This is a genomic window from Paraburkholderia sp. BR14374, assembly GCF_040948685.1.
Taxonomy (GTDB): Bacteria; Pseudomonadota; Gammaproteobacteria; order Burkholderiales; family Burkholderiaceae; genus Paraburkholderia; species Paraburkholderia youngii.
In genome coordinates, this window is record NZ_JBFPKF010000002.1 from 479,550 (window position 1) to 497,514 (window position 17,965).

Annotated in this window: 14 protein-coding genes and 1 pseudogene; 4 read left to right on the forward strand and 11 right to left on the reverse strand. The window is 63.2% G+C overall.

The window, feature by feature from the left end; genetic code table 11:
- Window positions 1-12: 12 nt before the first annotated feature.
- Window positions 13-1,329: a hypothetical protein gene (locus AB3X86_RS06100; RefSeq protein WP_368595268.1), complete on the reverse strand. Its 1,317-nt coding sequence runs from the start codon at window positions 1,327-1,329 to the stop codon at window positions 13-15.
- 111 nt (window positions 1,330-1,440) lie between these two features.
- Between AB3X86_RS06100 and AB3X86_RS06105 the strand changes: the two are divergent.
- Window positions 1,441-1,756, forward strand: a pseudogene (locus tag AB3X86_RS06105) (hypothetical protein); the annotation flags it as partial.
- Here the strand turns inward: AB3X86_RS06105 and AB3X86_RS06110 are convergent.
- Entirely contained in the window at window positions 1,711-3,306 is a 1,596-nt protein-coding gene (locus AB3X86_RS06110) for a methyl-accepting chemotaxis protein (RefSeq protein ID WP_368595269.1), read from the reverse strand. The pseudogene AB3X86_RS06105 and the gene AB3X86_RS06110 overlap by 46 nt on opposite strands.
- Before the next feature lie 476 nt (window positions 3,307-3,782).
- Here AB3X86_RS06110 and AB3X86_RS06115 point away from each other — a divergent pair, with 476 nt between their 5' ends.
- Window positions 3,783-5,048: an MFS transporter gene (locus AB3X86_RS06115; RefSeq protein ID WP_368595408.1), complete on the forward strand. Its 1,266-nt coding sequence runs from the start codon at window positions 3,783-3,785 to the stop codon at window positions 5,046-5,048.
- Window positions 5,049-5,857: 809 nt separating this feature from the next.
- Here AB3X86_RS06115 and AB3X86_RS06120 read toward each other — a convergent pair.
- The 6 genes from AB3X86_RS06120 to AB3X86_RS06145 all read right to left on the reverse strand — a co-directional run bounded on the left by AB3X86_RS06120 (window position 5,858) and on the right by AB3X86_RS06145 (window position 10,787).
- The gene (locus AB3X86_RS06120; protein ID WP_368595270.1) at window positions 5,858-7,636 is read right to left on the reverse strand and encodes a DUF262 domain-containing protein; all 1,779 of its coding nucleotides are present in this window, start codon (window positions 7,634-7,636) and stop codon (window positions 5,858-5,860) included.
- Window positions 7,637-8,280: 644 nt separating this feature from the next.
- Window positions 8,281-8,886 carry an HK97 family phage prohead protease gene (locus AB3X86_RS06125; protein WP_368595271.1) on the reverse strand — a complete coding sequence of 202 codons (606 nt, stop codon included), beginning with the start codon at window positions 8,884-8,886 and terminating at the stop codon, window positions 8,281-8,283.
- A 7-nt stretch (window positions 8,887-8,893) separates the two neighbouring features.
- Entirely contained in the window at window positions 8,894-9,901 is a 1,008-nt protein-coding gene (locus AB3X86_RS06130; protein ID WP_368595272.1) for a phage major capsid protein, read from the reverse strand.
- Between the two features lie 88 nt (window positions 9,902-9,989).
- Window positions 9,990-10,265 (reverse strand): hypothetical protein, encoded by a 276-nt coding sequence (locus AB3X86_RS06135; RefSeq protein WP_368595273.1) that lies wholly within the window; start codon window positions 10,263-10,265, stop codon window positions 9,990-9,992.
- Between the two features lie 12 nt (window positions 10,266-10,277).
- A complete protein-coding gene (locus AB3X86_RS06140) occupies window positions 10,278-10,490 on the reverse strand; it encodes a hypothetical protein (protein ID WP_368595274.1) in 213 nt (70 codons plus the stop codon).
- Window positions 10,491-10,619: 129 nt separating this feature from the next.
- On the reverse strand, window positions 10,620-10,787 hold the full coding sequence (locus AB3X86_RS06145; protein WP_368595415.1) for a hypothetical protein: 168 nt from the start codon (window positions 10,785-10,787) through the stop codon (window positions 10,620-10,622).
- On the opposite strand from AB3X86_RS06145, the gene AB3X86_RS06150 reads away from it, so the two are divergent.
- Window positions 10,764-11,528, forward strand: coding sequence for an IS256 family transposase (locus tag AB3X86_RS06150; protein ID WP_368595275.1), 765 nt, complete (start codon window positions 10,764-10,766; stop codon window positions 11,526-11,528). The genes AB3X86_RS06145 and AB3X86_RS06150 overlap by 24 nt on opposite strands.
- A 532-nt stretch (window positions 11,529-12,060) precedes the next feature.
- Here AB3X86_RS06150 and AB3X86_RS06155 read toward each other — a convergent pair.
- Window positions 12,061-12,303: a hypothetical protein gene (locus AB3X86_RS06155; protein ID WP_368595276.1), complete on the reverse strand. Its 243-nt coding sequence runs from the start codon at window positions 12,301-12,303 to the stop codon at window positions 12,061-12,063.
- 586 nt (window positions 12,304-12,889) lie between these two features.
- Here AB3X86_RS06155 and AB3X86_RS06160 point away from each other — a divergent pair.
- A complete protein-coding gene (locus tag AB3X86_RS06160; RefSeq protein ID WP_368595277.1) occupies window positions 12,890-14,794 on the forward strand; it encodes a propionate--CoA ligase in 1,905 nt (634 codons plus the stop codon).
- A gap of 12 nt (window positions 14,795-14,806) precedes the next feature.
- Here AB3X86_RS06160 and AB3X86_RS06165 read toward each other — a convergent pair whose 3' ends face one another.
- Both AB3X86_RS06165 and AB3X86_RS06170 read right to left on the reverse strand, forming a co-directional pair.
- Window positions 14,807-15,601, reverse strand: a complete 795-nt coding sequence (locus tag AB3X86_RS06165) for a 5'-methylthioadenosine/adenosylhomocysteine nucleosidase (protein ID WP_368595278.1) — start codon at window positions 15,599-15,601, stop codon at window positions 14,807-14,809.
- Window positions 15,598-17,955: a UvrD-helicase domain-containing protein gene (locus AB3X86_RS06170; RefSeq protein ID WP_368595279.1), complete on the reverse strand. Its 2,358-nt coding sequence runs from the start codon at window positions 17,953-17,955 to the stop codon at window positions 15,598-15,600. Before AB3X86_RS06170 ends, AB3X86_RS06165 begins: the two co-directional genes overlap by 4 nt.
- Between the last annotated feature and the right edge of the window lie 10 nt (window positions 17,956-17,965).

A 17,965-nucleotide genomic window follows, 5' to 3' on the forward strand; every position in this document is an offset into this window, starting at 1 on the left:
CTTTCAGCCTCGCTATGACAGTGTTTCAAGTACGGTGATGTCCTCCGCCTTCTGCTGCTCGATGCCATCAATTGCCTGCGTGATGAAGTGCCGCGACACGGGCGAGCCGCTGCCATGCAGGGGATAGGGAGTACCGGCTGCACCGGGCAGGGGCGTCCACGTCTGTACCACGGTCAGAATGTCGCCGTTCACATGGTAGGCATTGATGTTCGATCGCGTGACCTGGCCGCCGTAGTGTTCGACCGTCTTCGGGTGCAGACCGGCGGCGTTGAAGCTCCAGCATTCCTTGCCGCTGGCGACGGATGCAGCCGAACACAGGCCACCGCCCAGCGAGTGACCTGTGATGTCGATAGGTTCTGTTGAGAAGGCTAAATTCTTACCTATATTGACGGCTCTGTTGTAATAGGGCGATTCCATATCCACGCTCTGGCTGAGGTTGTTCGACCAGTCGGCCAGACTCGTCATTTCGGTTCCCTTGAACGCGAGGGCGGGCTTCATATCGTTACCGAAGACCGCCGCATCCGGTTCGTATAGCTGCGCCCTGAAGTCCGAGCCCTTGATCTTCAGGTCTTTTGGCTTCAAGCCATACCGATCCAGAAACTCCCTATCCCCGCTGCGGTTCGCCCACCCTTCGGGCACCGGCCCGGACGGCTCGTAGACATGATCGGAGAGTCTGGCCTTCTCCACCGCGACATTGTTGCGCGCGAGCCGTTCAGCCGCCGCCCGCACGCGCCCGGACATGGCCGCATTGCCCGTCGCAATCAGCGCCTTGCGGGTCTGCCACCGCTGCGCCTTGGTCAGTGCCTGTGGTATCTCGATGTGTGGCGGTGTCGCCCTGGCTGCGCGCGCAGCGTTCAGCCGGGCTTGCCAGGTGGCCGGATCATACTGGACGGACCGAATGGGTTCACCGTCCGGGTGACTGCCGGTCCTCGCTATGGGATTCCTTAACGGCGTACTGCTGTGGGGTGACGGAAACAGGCCATTACGCGGACCTCGAATGGCAAGCAGGTTACCGCGGCGAACCTCTTCGAGAAGAGCAACGATGACCCACCAGCCATCGGTGTCAGGGTTACGCTGCCGCGCGCTATGGAAAAACAACCAGCCACTCTTCTGGATGCGCCCTCCCAGTTCCCGGTCCTCCTCCCACTTCCTGTGATTCAGTTCGGCAATTTCAAGAAATTCCCGGGTCTCTGCCTTGGCCTTCTGACGGTCTGCTGCCTTGCCAAGGCACGCCTTATAGTGCCATTCGTCACAGATGACATAACAGGCACCCGGTGGCCGCTGGCAGAACAGCTCCACGGAGTGCATCTCAAATACGGACAGGGACATAGGTGTGTCGTTGGTCTATCTGAAGTCGCTGCCGGGGTTGGCAGCAGTCAGATAATTACCGTGCGACAGGCAGTCCGTACATGGGCGACCGCCCAAAATCGGCTTTCGATGAACCTCGCGGTGTTCCGCTGCGACTATGCGACCGCCGGCGCCGCGAAGCTCGCGATCGTCGATAGTCACTCGTTCTGGGTGTATGGCTATTTCGAGAAAGCCAGGCTGCCGCTCGTGCGCGTCAGCGATCCGGCCGAAGTGCCTCGCGCAACGCGTGCCTGTGCGCGTGAAGATCGACTCGATGCCGGCCGATGTGATGGCGGCGACGGGCACGACCTGCACGGTGGTCGTGAGGCCGGGAACGGGTTCCGGCTCCCACCGCGCCGCTTTTTACAGCCGGAACTGCCCCACCATCGCCTTCAGACCGCGCGCCTGATCATCGAGCGAGCGGGCCGCGGCGGTGGCCTCCTCCACCAGCGCCGCGTTCTGCTGCGTGCCCGCGTCCATCTGCGTGACCGCGATATTGATCGCCTCGATACCGGCGCTCTGCTCGGACGACGCCGCCGAAATCTCGCCGATGATGTCGGTCACGCGCTTCACGGCCTTGACGACTTCGTCCATCGTCTGACCGGCTTCCGCGGCGAGCGTCGAGCCGTTGCCGACGCGCTCGACCGACGTCTGGATCAAGCCCTTGATCTCCTTCGCGGCCGCAGCACTCCGTTGGGCGAGATTGCGCACTTCCGCCGCCACCACCGAAAAGCCGCGCCCCTCCTCGCCCGCGCGCGCCGCCTCGACGGCCGCGTTCAGCGCGAGGATGTTGGTCTGGAATGCGATTCCCTCGATCACGCCGATGATGTCGCCGATGCTGTGCGCGCTGTCGTTGATGTCGTTCATCGTCGCGACCACGCGGCTCACGACCGCGCCGCCCTGCTCGGCGATCTCCGACGCGTTGTTCGCGAGTGTGCTCGCCTGCTTCGCGTTGTCGGCGTTCTGACGCACCGTCGACGTCAGCTGTTCCATGCTGCTCGCGGTGCGCTCGAGCGCGAGCGCCTGCTGCTCGGTGCGTTGCGACAGGTCCAGGTTGCCCATCGAAATCTGTCCGGACGCGGTCGCGATCGCATCAGCGCTCGACGCGATGTCGGCGACCGTCGTCGCGAGTCCGCTTTGCATGTCGAACAGCGCGAACAGCATGCTCGAACGGTCCTTGCCGCCGAGCGCAATGCGGTTCGACAGATCGCCCGCGGCGATGCGGCGCGCGATTTCCTTCGCGTACGCGGGCTCGCCGCCGAGCTGCGCGGTGAGCCGCCGCACGACCCACGCGGCGATGCCGAACGCGAGCACGATCAGTGCGAGCGTCATCACCGCGATCATCACGAACGACGACTGGTAGATGAAGCCGGACGCGTCGATCGTCGCCTTCGCGGCGGTGCCGCGCTCGGTGACGAGTTCGTCGACGAGCTTTTCGAGCTTGCCGGTTTCGACGAGCAGCGACACGTCCTGCGTGCCGACCTGCCAGTTCATCTGCGACAGATCGAGCGGCTGCGCTTTCACGAGCGTGACGAAGTCGCGCAGATGGGTGCTCCAGGTCCCGATCGCCGCGGCGAACGCGTTCTGCGCGGCGACCGCCTTCGCGTCGGACGGATCGACATACTGCTGCAGCGTGCGCAGTTGCTCGTTCAGGCCGGCGAGGCCGCGCTCGATGTCGGCGCCGAGTTCGTCGCGCTCCTTCGCGGTGGTTGCAGTCAGCAGCATTTTTTGCGCGCGGCTCGCGCGCAGCATGTGGCCGCGCGCTTCCTCGGCGGCGCGGCTCGCGACGTGGCCCTGATCGTAGATCGATTGCGCGGACGCGTTCAGCCGGCCGATCTGCAGCAGCGAAAACACGCCGATCAGCAGTGTGCCGGCGAGCAGGATCGCGAACGCGATCCGCAGCGTCGCCTTTACCGACAGGCCGTTGAACTTCGTTGCGCTGTGTGCCACTGCTTCCATACTCCCCAACCCCCACGTGTCGACGCGCCGGAAAGGTCGGTTCCGGCGTCCCCGCTTGTCTCTCCGGGTCTACGGCAGCCTGCCGCGCGATCTTGAATGTCGCCCGATCAGACGACGGCGGGTCGTGCCCCGCCGGCCGTTCCCGGTCCCATGTTCGACGCGCCGCTTCGTGAGCCGCGCATTCGCGAGCGCTTTATACCGCAGACAAAAATCCGCCAAAAGCCTCGACAGCGCAGAGCAGACGATTCGCCGTTGTGAGCGAAAGCGAAGCCATCCGGCCCCATGTCCGATTCGCGACAAAACTTGTCCTTACAATTCGCTCCGGCCACATTAAACTTCGGCTGAATAGTCAAAACGCCGGTTGCCGCGACCAAATGACGCAGCGGTTTGCGGAACGCGCCTACGAAGCGCGCTGCCGCACCGGTTCCAGCGCCGATTTTTTCTCTCACATTTGCCTGATCTTCTTCTACTCGCGTATGGAAACCAGCCTCGATAACAGCGCCCTCGCCGGTGAATCCGCCACGGGGGCGAGCGCGTCCCCGGCCGCCGCCGTGCCGGCGGCCGCCAAGGTGCAGCGCACCGTGTATTCCGTGCTCGGTGCAATCAGCTTTTCGCACCTGCTCAACGACATGATCCAGTCGCTGATCCTCGCCATCTACCCGATGTTCAAGGACAACTTCTCGTTGTCGTTCGGGCAGATCGGTCTGATCACGCTGACCTACCAGATCACCGCATCGCTGCTGCAGCCGCTCGTCGGCAGCTATACCGACAAGCACCCGAAGCCGTACTCGCTGCCGGTCGGCATGGGCTTCACGCTTGCTGGTCTGCTGCTGATGTCGGTTGCGCCGAATTTCAGCGTGCTGCTGGTCGCCGCGGCGCTGGTCGGCTGCGGGTCGTCGGTGTTTCATCCGGAGTCGTCGCGGGTCGCGCGGATGGCCTCGGGCGGCCGTCACGGTCTCGCGCAGTCGCTGTTCCAGGTCGGCGGCAATGCGGGTTCGTCGCTCGGGCCGCTGCTTGCCGCGCTGATCGTGATTCCGCATGGCCAGCGCAGCATTGCGTGGTTCTCGGCGGCGGCGCTCGTCGCGATCGTCGTGCTCACGCAGATCGGCCGCTGGTACAAGCGGCATCCGTCGGTCAAGAAGGCGCGCGGCCACGCGGCGCATGCGGCGCTGCCGCGTAACAAGATCATCCTCGCGATGAGCGTGCTGGTGCTGCTGGTGTTCTCCAAGTACTTCTACCTCGCGAGCATCAACAGCTATTTCACGTTCTATCTGATCGACAAGTTCCATCTGTCGGTGCAGGCCGCGCAGATTCATCTGTTCGTGTTCCTCGCGGCGGTCGCGGCGGGGACGGTGATCGGCGGGCCGATTGGCGACAGGATCGGGCGTAAGTATGTGATCTGGGTGTCGATACTTGGCGTCGCGCCTTTTACGCTGCTGCTGCCGTATGCGAATCTGTTCTGGACTGGGGTGCTGACTGTTGTGATCGGGGTGGTGCTTGCTTCCGCGTTCTCGGCGATTCTTGTTTATGCGCAGGAGTTGATTCCTGGGAAGGTGGGGATGGTTGCCGGGTTGTTCTTTGGTTTTGCGTTTGGGTTGGGCGGCGTTGGCGCCGCGGTGCTTGGGCAGCTGGCTGACGCTACGAGTATTGGGTTTGTTTATAAGGTTTGTTCGTTTTTGCCGTTGATTGGGGTGCTCACTGTTTTGTTGCCGGATGTTGAAGAGAAGCGGGTGAAGGGGTGATCTATCTCCGTGCGGGATGGGGCTTTTTTCGTTGTTCTGGCTTCTTTGGCCTTTCCTTGTTGTGTTATCGGTCTATTAGCGTTGCCCCTGTGCGGGGCGGCACCTACTTTCTTTGCTGCTGCAAAGTGAGCCGTAAGCCGCAAAGCCACGCCCATCGTGGTTTCCAATGAAAATTGCCGCGCCTACCCCCGCGCGCACCCCCGCCTGTATTTTCAATTGATGGTTTTCCGGCGAATTTTTTAAAATCCGCTGGGGACGATGGCGGCCCCGGCCTGTCGTGGACTACGTCCGCGACGCGCCAGCGTCACCACGGGCCGTTCTGCGGCCCCTGCGCGTGTCTTTCGCGGTTCGGCAGGATCGCGTGTCCACGCGCCTGTTCATGGAAGCCGGGCGCCGCTGTGGCGAGATGTACCGCGTGCGCGGCGACGCGCCGGTTTTCGTAGCGATCTTCTCCCGCGTACGGCCGGGTTCCGTTTCAACTCGACGGCGCCGAGCGGCGCCTTCGTTTTTCGTCGCTGCGACCGGCGGTGCCGATTGGCGCCGCCGCTTGACGCGGGCGGGACCGCCCACCGGGGGGTACTTCGAAAGTTTTTGAGGACCGGACGGAAACCGTCGGAAAAGTTTTTCTCCCACCGGCGCACTTCCGCAATCGGGGGCCAACCGGCCCGCACCCGCCCGGTACCCGGCGCGGTACCCATCTCAAGCGGACAACAATCGGCTGTCCACGGACGTTGGCCCTCATTTCTAGGTGGCGCCCGAGCGTCAGCTCTGCTCAAGCGGGCCGCGAACACACCACCGGCCCGGGCGACCTATGCCAAAAACCGCTTTGCCATGTTTGCAATCTGTTTTGGCTGGTCCGCCAATTTAGTCGCGTCCCCATCGCGCCAGTAGAGTTCTTCGCCAACGAAGCTCAGCTCTTTTTGCGGCGGCACGGTTATGACTATCACCCCCAAGTCATAGTACGAGTTGAAATCCATGCTCGACAACACCGCGTCCTTGAGGTGGTCAGAAAGGGCCGAGTTCTTGATGGCGTGTTTCCACTTCGCGAAATATTCTTCAACGGACAATCCCATGACTTTCGCCTCGCGATTGACCCCGACAACGTAGCGCTTGCCGATGCGTTTGGGCTCGATTGCGTCGAGTTCCTTTGCCCGTGCCGCGTCAGCGTCCTTGTCTGTAACGCCAATGATCAATTTCCCGGTCCTACCGGGTCCGTTGTTGGCGATCGTAGCAATGGTCTTGATGACCTTCTCAACTAGGCTTTGATCGACTGCTCTATCCTTCCCCAGTGAAAGCATCCCTTGCTTGAGTTCATAGCCTGCCAATTCAATCTCGGAACGCCGGATAATCCCATCGATGTCCGTAGTGGCGTGGCTCCCATAAATCTCTTTAGCGACGTCGGCGTCTACGAACAAGTCCCGCATGAGCCCCTTTACTGTGTCGATGTTTTTACGCCGTTCTTCGGGTGACGTAGCCTTTCTCCCGATTGACAGCCTCCCGTCGACGTTGTCAATCGCCTTTTTAAGACCCGAGTAGTCGGCAGCTTTCTTATGCTCGCGCACAACAAGCTCATGAACCGAAATCAACAAGATTGCGAAAACAGACGGGAAAGCGTTTGTCGTATTCTTCGTAAAGACAATGTCTCTGAGCTTGTCCGTCTTTCCGTCGGCCGCGCAGATCTTCAGGATCTCGTCGAAGCAGTACTTAAACTCTTCTGAAAATTTGTCTGCGCCGTATAGGTTGAGCGCATTGAGGATCCGATCGCTCTCGTCGCTGCCAACAGTAAAAATGTCGTCCAACGCATCCTTCGATCGCTCGATGAGCTGCCCCCCTACAATGCACGCGGCAATGTCCGCAATGCATTGCTCGTCCATGCTGTCGCGTAGGTCTGTGGACCGCAAAATCCCTTCGGTGACCCACACGACTTCATCTGCCTGGACTTCGTAGCCATGCTTGGTCATCGGTAGATCGATACTGATCGACGGCATTGCTGCCAACCCTAGGACGTCAGCAGAAGCATCTCCGCGAATCGTGCACGCGATGCTACGCACCATGTCGGAAAACTCATTTTGGACACCAGCTTGTCGACGCTCTTGGTCACTCAGTCGATGTCCGTATGTGTTGATTCGACCGAACACATCATTCACCTCCGCCTCGCTTGCGTTTCGCATAACGGAGAGGGCAAGCGAATAGTCGAGCAGCGTCGTCACCTCGCGCTGACTAAGTAGCGAGTCACTGACGTTTGGAACGAAAGCGCCCTCATCAGCTCTGCTCTTCGCCGTCGGGAAGAACTCGAGCGCAAACAGCTTGCCGTCAAGAGTAGGAAATGAGGTCTCGATAAACGATACGATCGCGGGCAGCCGCTGAAGCCCGTCAATGATCTCATATGTTCCGGCGGCATCTTCCCTTTCTGCGACCAAGATCGCAGGGATCGGATACTTTTTTAGAATTGACTCGACGAGCTTCTGTTTCTCGAGTTGCGTCCAGACCAGCTTTCGTTGATATCGCCGGTTGACAAAAAGCTTGTTTTCTCTGTACCAGCCGTAGAGGGTTTGAATCGACGTTGGTTGTGACGCTAATTCGGCCATTTTGCCTCTCATTATCGAAGGACTGCGAACGCCGGCTCCTAGAGCGCCGCAAAGCACTTATTGTAAAGCAGGGCCTGCAACCGGACAGAATTGTCGACACTCGCCGAAGTATGATGGCTGCGCTGCCGGTCTGGAAGATTCTTTGGTAAACACGAATAAGGCTGCCAACGCCGCGAATCGGCTCATTGCGCGCTTCGTGGCGCATGAAGAGCATGCGGTAAGTGCCCGATTCACCAGCATATTGGTCGGCATTACGCTCTCAAAGCAGCTATGCCGCAGGCTGGCGAAAGTCGGTCGAATTATGCCGGTCGGCGCTCATGTCGGCCTGCCGCTGCGGGCACGCGGACGGCGCTTGCGTTCGCGATCATAGGTGCGGCGGCCCTCGGCCGTCAGGGACAATGGCGCCGGGTGGGTTTCGCGATCAGGCTGGCGGGCCACCCAGAAAGCGAGACCGGAGACCACCTCCGAAACGAGCCGTGAGAATGTCGCCGCGCCGCTATCCCTGATCGCCGCCTCGCTCGTGTCCCTGCAACGGATTGCAGTCTCGGCGGCAGAAAAAAACCGTGCAGCGTTCGCGCCGCACGGCTCATACCGACACTCGCAGATGCACGTGGATATTTTGAGTCCCGCCACGTGCGCCGGGGCTATCCCTCGTCGTCGAGCCGCACCACGCGCGTAGCCGAATAGTCCCGGTGTGGCCTACGCGCACGGTCCAGTTGCAGTTCGCGTTCGATCAGTTCGGCCGCCGGATGCCCGCGCACGTTTTCAATTCTCGCGTTGGGATTGGCCGGAAGCGGCGTCAAACTCAGTTCGAGCCATTCCCACGACAGGTAGCGGATGCCGCCATCGTGCATCTGTTCTGTTTTCAGCGCGCGGAAACCGATTGATACGTGGGCGAGCAGACCCGCCCTGATTGCCTGCCATGCGCCGTCAACGCGGTCTTTCAGCGGTCCCGGCTCGGCGATCTTCGCAAGCTGCGCGCGAAAGGTGATGCCCGCGACCGACGCCGCACCCAACAGCACCTGGCCAACCGTTTCGGCCGGGTTGTGATTGACGAGCAGCGGCAATGGCGTGTGGAAAACCGCGCCTTCCGGTTCGACGATGTCGCCGTACCTGTCCGTCGCCGGCGTTGACGCGATGCCTTCGATGATGCGACTTTCGTCAACGGCGCGATTGATCGTCACAAGGGACTGCGCGTGAACGAACTCGCCCGCATGGCATTGACGCGGCTGATAGGTTTCGACTTTCATGTCGGCCTCACTGCTTCGTACGTGTCGTTGCGGCGGATGCCGGGGGCCAGTCCGCATTCGCGACATATGCAATCGAGCCGGGCGCGGCCTGCCATGCCACGAAGCGGCGAGCCAGATAGCCGACTAGGTTTTCCTGCCATAGGCTATGCGTGACATTTTCGATGGTCACATCCGCCTGCGTGGCAACGTCGAGTTGCACGCCGCCGTCGCCATAGGCGATGCCGCCCGCATCGACCAGCGCCACCACATCGTCAGCGACCGAACCCGATGCGACGACCGGCAGGCCGCAGAAGACGCCGCCCTTTACGCCCAGGCCGGCCGCGCTGCCAACCAGCGAGGGCTGAAGGCACAGAGACATCGCGGTGTTTGATGACATCACCAGCACCGCGCGCTCGATGTCACCTTCGAATGCTGCGGTCAGCGCGGCCATGTCAGCGCGCACGTCCCCGGTCGACGACACTTCGACCGCATCGACAAGCAGTGATGCAGGCGCACCCGCGACCGGCGCCGCGGCGAACGCCGCCGCACTGGTGAGCTTCGCGACGGCGCGCTCCAGCGAGCGGGTCAATGATGTTTCGGCAGCGTCGGTTGCAAGTGCAACAACTTCCCGCGTCACGATGACCAGCCCGCATGCCTTCTGCGGCTCGACCTTCGTTTCCGTGAACGACGCGCCGCTCACCACGACCGGCTCGCCTTCATCCACCCAGACCGCGACCGGCTCCTCGTCCTGAACCAGAACGCGCGTGCGCAGCGGGATGGTGTGCAGCGGCGAGACCGCATCGATGCGCGGCAGGATGTCGTAGATGGCCACGCCAGCCATGAATTCCGCGATCGACGCGCGCCACGCGGCATCGCCGCCGAGGTCGGATGTATCGATGATGACCGCCTTCTGGAGCAGGCCGACCACCGGCCCTTCGCCGTAGTCCGTGCGAGCGAGTTCCACGGCGGCAACCGGATCGCCGTTTGACCTCGCGAGGCATCGCATCGCCTTGATGAACGAGTTGTTCCTGATCACGCCGCCTCCCGCCTGACTTCGTCCGGACGTCTGAATGATGGTCGTGGCCGGGTCGGAAGTCGATGCCGCAATATCCGCGTTATCCGCGTTATCCGCCGCCGTTATAGCTGCGCTCGATGGCGCGCGCCAGATCGACAGTGCGATACATACGCCTGTTGCCAAGCAGGCGGAACGGCACCCGGTTCACGCCGTCCGCTGCCTGCCTGCGCAGAGCATCGGGACCGGCATAGCCGAGCACCTTCGCCGCGGCCGCTTCATCGATCGCACCATCGGCAGCGATCGCGATCTCGTTGCGTCGGCAATAGCGCTCGATCTGCCGCGCAGTTACCGCGATGCGCGCGGCGAGTTCGGCGTCGTCGCTCACGTGCGCCGCCCGTCACGCGGGAGCCCCGGCCGTGGCCGCGTCGTCAGCCGTCCAGCGCGGCAGGCCGAGCGTAACCCAGACGCCATTGCGCAGCAGCATGAACGGAACGCCGAGCGTCCGGCCTTCGCGCATCAGGCTCACCGACATTTCGCCGTTCAGCAGGATCGACAGCACCAGTTGCGCGCCACGCGCCTGCCTGCCGGGTAAAACGCACCATCGCATCAAGCGCAAAGAGTCGTTGCGCGAGTTCGCGGGTCGCGCTCGTCAGGTCACGGGCGAGTGCCGGGTTGCCCTCGGCTTGGAGTGCCGCGCCAAGCTGCTCGCGCAGCGAGTCAAGATGCGCTTCATAGGAATTCATGCGGCCGCCTTCGACTTCGGGCGGTCCATCGGCACAACCTCGCCGCCTTCAAGAAAGCGCGCCCACTGGTCCATGAGCGGCACGCGGTCCTCGAAGAAACGCGTTCTTTCGTAGGCCTTCTTCACACCGTCGCGCGAGTCGTGCGCAATCAGCGCTTCAGCCACGCGCTCGTTTGCCTTCGCGGATTCGCCCTGCGGGTGAAGATTCGCGATGACGGCGTAGTCAGCAACAAGGCGGTGTATCTGGCGCTGGGCATCCAGAGCGACGGCCAGCGCGACGTGCTGGGCCTGTGGATCGAGCAGAGCGAGGGGGCGAAGTTCTGGCTCAAGGTGTTCAACGAACTCAGGACGCGCGGCTGTCAGGACATCCTGATCGCCGTGGTCGATGGCCTTAAGGGACTGGCCGAGGCAATCGGCACCGCTTATCCCAGGACAGCTGTACAGACCTGCATCGTGCACCTGATCCGCAACAGTCTGGAATACGCGAGCTACAAGGACCGTAAGGCCCTCGCGGCGGCGCTGCGGCCAATCTATGCGGCCGCGGGTGAAGCGGCTGCGCGGCAGGCTTTACAGGCGTTCGCTGAGGGTCCCTGGGGCATCAGATACCCAACGATTGCGCAATCCTGGCAGCGCGCCTGGGAGCATGTCACGCCGTTCTTCGTGTTTCCGCCGGAGATCCGACGGGTTGTGTACACCACAAACGCTATCGAAAGTCTGAACATGCAGTTGCGCAAGATCATCAAGACGCGTGGCCACTTCCCCAATGACGAAGCGGCCATCAAGCTGCTGTGGCTGGCATTGCGCAACGTGTTTGCAAAGTCCGTTCGCCATGCCTATGACTGGAACTCCGCGATGAACCAGTTTGCCATCCTGTTCGGCGACCGATTCACGCAGGCGCGAGGGTGACAATTCTCTTAACCGCCTCGCCCACAAAAACGCGGACAGGTTCGCTCAAACCGCTAACTCTTAAGCGGGTCCCTCTGTCCGCGTGAGGTAGTGGTGCATCTGGAATCCGTGCTCCCGCACATTCCGCGTTCGTGACACGGCAGTCATTCTTCCGGCGGCGCTGCGCGCGCCGAATCCCCGCTCCAAAACCACTGGTTGTTTCGGCGCCTCGCCGAGGCGCAGCCGAGGGCTCCCGCTGCGCGGGCAAGCCCGCTGGTTTCCCCGGCAGACCCGTCCGCGACGCACAAAGTGCGGAGTGGGATGGATGATGGCTTTGTCACTGCCGTCGAATGTGCGGGGGCACGGATTCCAGATGCACCACTACCCCTGCCAAGCCAGGGGACCCGCTTATGAGCTGGCGGTTTGAGCTGTCTTCTTTGCCTACTTTCTTTGCAGCAGAAAGAAAGTAGGTGCCGCCCCGCACAGGGGCAACGCCAATAGACCGACAAGCCAGCAAGGAAAGGCCAACACCGCAAAGAACACCACCCGCGCCTTAGACCCGCATCCGTCTCCACGCAAAAAAACCCACGGCAACTACGACAACCGCAACACCGTCGACGACGCCCAGCACTGGCAAAGGATCAATCCACTTGTCCATGTTCGTCGTACGCGAATAGTAGGGCTCGCCGTTTCCATACGCTTCGTTAAGGTTGACCACGTTGAACGCGACGACAGCAACTGCAATGGCAGGTAAAACTACGCCAGCGAAAACACGGACAAACCTGGCTTTCCGCATGTCAGTACCTGACCGTTAATGGAATGTAGCGATCCGGCGACGGCGTCGCCGCCTCATTCAGGTCGCACACGAAAGTTTCCATCCCAGCATGCAGGTTGATACAACCCGCGCTTCCCGCCTGCGTGCCACCGTGAATAAAGAACCCTTCGCGTCCATAATCGAATTTGCCCCTGCTATCCGTTCTGCCAGACACTGCCGCATAGTTGCGGGAAACCCGACCACTCATGGTCAAAAAACGACCATCAAAGCGTAGGAACACGTGAGACCTCGCGCAGGCCGGAACACGCGGACTACCACGCTCGGAAGCGTATCGATTGGGCAAGCAAACCTCCATGTTTGGGTAAAAGCGATGTGCCACGTTGGCCGTCTCCACCCTACCTGGCATCGAGAAACCTGGATATGGGCGACGGATGAATCTGAGGAACAACGATTTTTTCCTGTTGCCCTTCGCCCTTGCGGCGAACCAGCTTGCTCACCCTCCCGCCCGTAGCTATGCTTGTGCGGATAACCCGCGCCGCGCCGGGCGCGCAAATTGCACGGCCGTTTCATACCCCCGTCCACTCCCGCCGCACGAGGATCGCCGCCGATGACCCGCTACCGCGATTTCCACCGCCGCTCGATCGAACACCCCGAAGCCTTCTGGCGCGAAGAAGCCCAGCGCATTCACTGGCACACGCCATTCGGCACCGTGCTCGACCGCTCGAAGCCCCCATTCGCGCGCTGGTTCGTCGGCGGCCGCACGAACCTCTGTCATAACGCGGTCGACCGCCATCTGGCCGAGCGCGCACAGCAAAACGCGCTGCTCTACGTATCGACCGAAACCGGCATCGAGCGCCAGTACACTTACGCCGAGCTGTACGCCGAAGTCAACCGGATGGCCGCGGTCATGCGTTCGCTCGGCGTGAAGCGCGGCGACGTCGTGCTGATCTATCTGCCGATGATCCCCGAGGCGCTGTTCGCGATGCTCGCCTGCGCCCGGCTCGGCGCGATCCACTCGGTCGTGTTCGGCGGCTTCGCGGCGCCGAACCTTGCCGCGCGTATCGACGACGCGAAGCCGGTGCTGATCGTGACCGCCGACGCCGGCGCGCGCGGCGGCAAAGTGGTCGACTACACGCCGCTCGTCGACGAAGCGCTGTCGCGCGCGAAGCACAAGACGCCGCACGTGCTGCTGATCGACCGGCAGCTCGCGCCCGAGCGCCTGAATGCGCCCTACCTCGTCGCCTACGAGCCGCTGCGCGAACAGTTCTTCGACGTCCACGTGCCGTGCGAATGGCTCGAATCGAACGAGCCGTCGTACGTGCTGTATACGTCGGGCACGACCGGCAAGCCGAAGGGCGTGCAGCGCGATGTCGGCGGCTATGCGGTCGCGCTCGCCGCATCGATGGAATACATCTTCGAGGGCAAGGCCGGCGACACGATGTTCACCGCGTCCGACGTCGGCTGGGTGGTCGGCCACAGCTACATCGTGTACGCGCCGCTGATCGCGGGGCTCACCACGGTAATGTACGAAGGCACGCCGATTCGCCCGGACGGCGGCATCTGGTGGCGCCTCGTCGAACAGCACAAGATCAACCTGATGTTCACCGCGCCGACCGCGATACGCGTGCTGAAGAAGCAGGACCCGGCGCTGATGAAGGCCGCCGATCTGTCGAGCCTGCGCACGCTGTTTCTCGCCGGCGAACCGCTCGACGAACCGACCGCCGAATGGATCTCGACCGCGCTGAACAAGCCGGTGATCGACAACTACTGGCAAACCGAAACCGGCTGGCCGATGCTCGCGATTCCGCGTGGCATCGAGGTACTGCCGACCAAGCTCGGCTCGCCGGGCGTGCCGTCGGTCGGCTATAGCCTGACCGTGCGAGACGAGTTGACCGGCGAGCCCTGTGCGCCCGGCGAGAAAGGCGTGCTGACGCTCGACTATCCGCTGCCGCCAGGCTGCATGTCGACGGTGTGGGGCGACGACAAGCGCTTCGTCGGCACCTACTGGTCGAGCGTGCCGAACCAGCAGGTCTATTCGACGTTCGACTGGGGCGTGCAGGACGAGGACGGCTACGTGACGATCCTCGGCCGCACCGACGACGTGATCAACGTCGCGGGCCATCGGCTCGGCACGCGCGAGATCGAGGAGGCGCTGTCGAGCCACGCGGCCGTCGCGGAAGTCGCGGTGGTCGGAGTGACCGATCCGGTCAAGGGTCAGGCGGCGATGGCCTTCGTCGTGCTGCGCGGCGCGCAAAGTGAAGGCGACCCGAGCGAGCGCGCGCGGCTTGCAGCCGAGCTGACGATGACGGTCGACCGCCAGCTCGGCTCGATTGCGCGGCCCGCACGCGTGGTGATGGTATCGATGCTGCCGAAGACGCGCTCCGGCAAGCTATTGCGCCGCGCTATCGCGGCGCTCGCCGAGGGGCGCGAGCCGGGCGACCTGCCGACGATCGAAGATCCGGCCGCGCTACAGCAGGTGCGCGACGCGCTCGGCGACGGCACGAAGAAATAAACCAGCGGGCGCTCAGCCCGCGGCGTGCCGCGTGCCCAGAAAGCGCGCGAGGATCGCGTTCGAATACGTGCCCGCGATGCCGGTCAGAAACGACATGAACGATCCGGGCGCGTGGTCGTCGGCGGTATCGGAGATCGTGCGCACGACCGCGCACAGCACGCCGTACTCGTAGCAGACTTGCGCGATCGCCGCGCCCTCCATCTCGACCGCGAGCGCGTCGGGCAGCGCGTGGCGCAAAGCAGCGACGGCCGCCGCGCTCGCGACGAACTGATCGCCGCTGACGATCAAGCCGCGATGCACGCGCGGCTCGCGCGTGCCGAACCGGGCCGCGCATGCCGCGCCCTCTTCGGCGACGAACTGCTCGCATGCGAGCGTGAGACGATCGGCTAGCGCCGCGTCGGCGGCAAAGCGCGACATGCCGAGCAGCGGCACCTCGAAGCGCGGAAACAGCGGCGACGCGTCGACATCGTGCTGCATCAGCGTGCTCGCGACGACGATATCGCCGACGTGCACATCGACGCCGACCCCACCCGCGACACCGGTGAACACAACGGCTTCGACATCGAACGCGTGAATCAGCGCGCTGACCGTCGCGGCCGCCGCGACCTTGCCCACGCGCGCGAGCGTGACGACACACGGCGTGCCGTGCACGGTGCCGACGTGGTAGTCGCGCTGGCCGTACTTGACCGTGCGCACGCCGGACTCGGCGCGCATCGCTTCGATCAGGTCGCCGAGTTCCTGCGGCAACGCGGCCAGAATGCCGAGCGGTCGCCGTGCACCGTGGCTGACGTTCAAGGGCATGCTCATTCGACCGCCTGCAATTTAGCGACCGCCAGCGCCAGCCACTTTTCGCCGTGCCGCTTGAAGCGGACCTGCGCTTTCGCGTCGGTGCCGTTGCCTTCGAGCGCGGTGATCGTGCCTTCGCCGAACTTCGTGTGGAACACCTGCTGGCCGACGCGAAAGCCCGTTTCGGCCGCGCGCTGCTCGTTCGCGAAGGCGGGCGCCGGCGCCGAGGTCACCGCCGCCGCCGAACCGCCGCCGTAGCCCGGCCGCGCAAACCAGTCGCGCCCGTAGCCGGCGTTGTCCGAGCGGCCGCCCCAGCGCGAACCCGCCTCGACCTTCGGCGTGAGCCACTTCAGCGTTTCCTGCGGCAATTCGTCGAAGAAACGCGAGCGGATGTTGTAGCGGGTCTGACCGTGCAGCATCCGGCTCTGCGCGAACGACAGATACAGCCGCTCCTTCGCGCGCGTGATCGCGACATACATGAGACGCCGCTCTTCTTCGAGGCCGTCCGTCTCCATCGCGCTGTTCTCATGCGGGAACAGCCCTTCTTCGAGACCGGTGATGAACACCGCGGTAAATTCGAGCCCCTTTGCCGCGTGCACCGTCATCAGCTGCACCGCTTCCTGGCCGGCCTGCGCCTGGTTGTCGCCCGCTTCGAGCGACGCGTGCGACAGGAAGCCCGCGAGCGGCGTCATCGTGTCGGGGTTTTGTGCGGGATCGGCGATGCCCGGCGCGTCGAGGACCACCGTGTTCGGATCGTCGGTCGCGACCGCGAGTTCGGGCGCGGCGCTGGCGCCTGGGCGCAGCGGAATCGAACGCGCGGGCGTATCGAGCCCGTAGCCTTCCTCGCTGACGAACGCGGCGGCCGCGTTGACGAGTTCCTGCAAGTTCTCGAGCCGCTCCTGGCCTTCGCGCTCGTTCTGATAGAAGTCGGCGAGACCGCTCGCGCGGACCACGTACTCGACGGTCTCCGGCAGGCTCATCTGCTGCGTGTCGGCGGGCATCTTGCCGATCAGGTTCGCAAACGCGGCGAGGCTCGAGCCCGCCTTGCCCGCGACGTACGGAATCGCCGCGGCCATCGAGCAGTTGTACAGACGCGCCGCGTCGGCGAGCTGTTCGATCGAACGCGCGCCGATGCCGCGGGTCGGGAAATTGACGACGCGGCCGAACGCGGTGTCGTCGTTCGGGTTGTCGATCAGGCGCAGATAGGCAAGCGCGTGCTTGACTTCCTGACGCTCGAAAAAGCGCAGACCGCCGTACACGCGGTACGCGATGCCCGCGTTGACGAGCGTGTGCTCGATCGTGCGCGACTGCGCGTTGCTGCGGTAGAGCACGGCGATTTCGCTGCGCGACAAGCCGGTGTTGATCAGCGCGCGGATCTCTTCGACGATCCAGCCGGCCTCCTGCGAATCGGTCGCCGATTCGTAGACGCGCACCGGTTCGCCGTGGCCTGCGTCGGTGCGCAGATTCTTGCCGAGGCGGCGCGAGTTGTTCGCGATCAGCTGGTTCGCGGCATCGAGAATATGGCCGTGCGAGCGGTAGTTCTGTTCGAGCTTGATCAGATTGCGCACGTTGAACTCATGCTCGAAGTCGCGCATGTTGCCGACGTTCGCGCCGCGGAACGCGTAGATCGACTGGTCGTCGTCACCGACCGCGAAGATCGCGTTGTGCTGACCCGCGAGCAGCTTGAGCCACGCGTATTGCAGCTTGTTGGTGTCCTGAAACTCGTCCACCAGGATGTGCCTGAAGCGCGCCTGGTAATGCGCGCGCAGCGGCGGATTGTGCGCGAGCAGTTCGTAGCAGCGCAGCAGCAGTTCGGGAAAGTCGACCACGCCCTCGCGCTGGCATTGCTGATCGTAGGCTTCGTAGAGTTCGACGAACTTGCGGTTGAAGTTGTCGGTGGCGTCGACGTCTTTGGGGCGCAGGCCCTGCTCTTTCGCGTTGTTGATGAAGTACTGGAGATTTTTCGCCGGGTACTTTTCGTCGTCGATGTTGAGGCCCTTCATCAGACGCTTGATCGCCGAGAGTTGGTCTGCGGTGTCGAGAATCTGGAACGTGGCGGGCAGCCCGGCGTCGCGGTGATGCGCGCGCAGCATCCGGTTGCACAGGCCGTGGAACGTGCCGATCCACATGCCGCGCGTGTCGATCGGCAAGAGCGCCGAGAGGCGCGCCATCATTTCGCGGGCGGCTTTGTTGGTGAAGGTCACCGCGAGGACGGTCGCGGGGGACGCGAGGCCTTGCTGGATCAGCCACGCGATGCGGGTGATCAGGACGCGGGTTTTGCCGCTGCCGGCTCCCGCCAGGATCAGGGCGGGCTCATTCGGGAGCGTTACGGCGGCGTGTTGTTCGGGGTTTAGATTCGAAAGGAGGTCGGGCATTTTTTTCGCG

Coding starts and splice junctions, on each gene's coding strand:
- AB3X86_RS06100 (WP_368595268.1), bottom strand. CDS start 1,329: ATGTCCCTGTCCGTATTTGAGATGCACTCCGTGGAGCTGTTCTGCCAG.
- AB3X86_RS06110 (WP_368595269.1), bottom strand. CDS start 3,306: ATGGAAGCAGTGGCACACAGCGCAACGAAGTTCAACGGCCTGTCGGTA.
- AB3X86_RS06115 (WP_368595408.1), top strand. CDS start 3,783: ATGGAAACCAGCCTCGATAACAGCGCCCTCGCCGGTGAATCCGCCACG.
- AB3X86_RS06120 (WP_368595270.1), bottom strand. CDS start 7,636: ATGGCCGAATTAGCGTCACAACCAACGTCGATTCAAACCCTCTACGGC.
- AB3X86_RS06125 (WP_368595271.1), bottom strand. CDS start 8,886: ATGAAAGTCGAAACCTATCAGCCGCGTCAATGCCATGCGGGCGAGTTC.
- AB3X86_RS06155 (WP_368595276.1), bottom strand. CDS start 12,303: ATGCGGAAAGCCAGGTTTGTCCGTGTTTTCGCTGGCGTAGTTTTACCT.
- AB3X86_RS06160 (WP_368595277.1), top strand. CDS start 12,890: ATGACCCGCTACCGCGATTTCCACCGCCGCTCGATCGAACACCCCGAA.
- AB3X86_RS06165 (WP_368595278.1), bottom strand. CDS start 15,601: ATGAGCATGCCCTTGAACGTCAGCCACGGTGCACGGCGACCGCTCGGC.
- AB3X86_RS06170 (WP_368595279.1), bottom strand. CDS start 17,955: ATGCCCGACCTCCTTTCGAATCTAAACCCCGAACAACACGCCGCCGTA.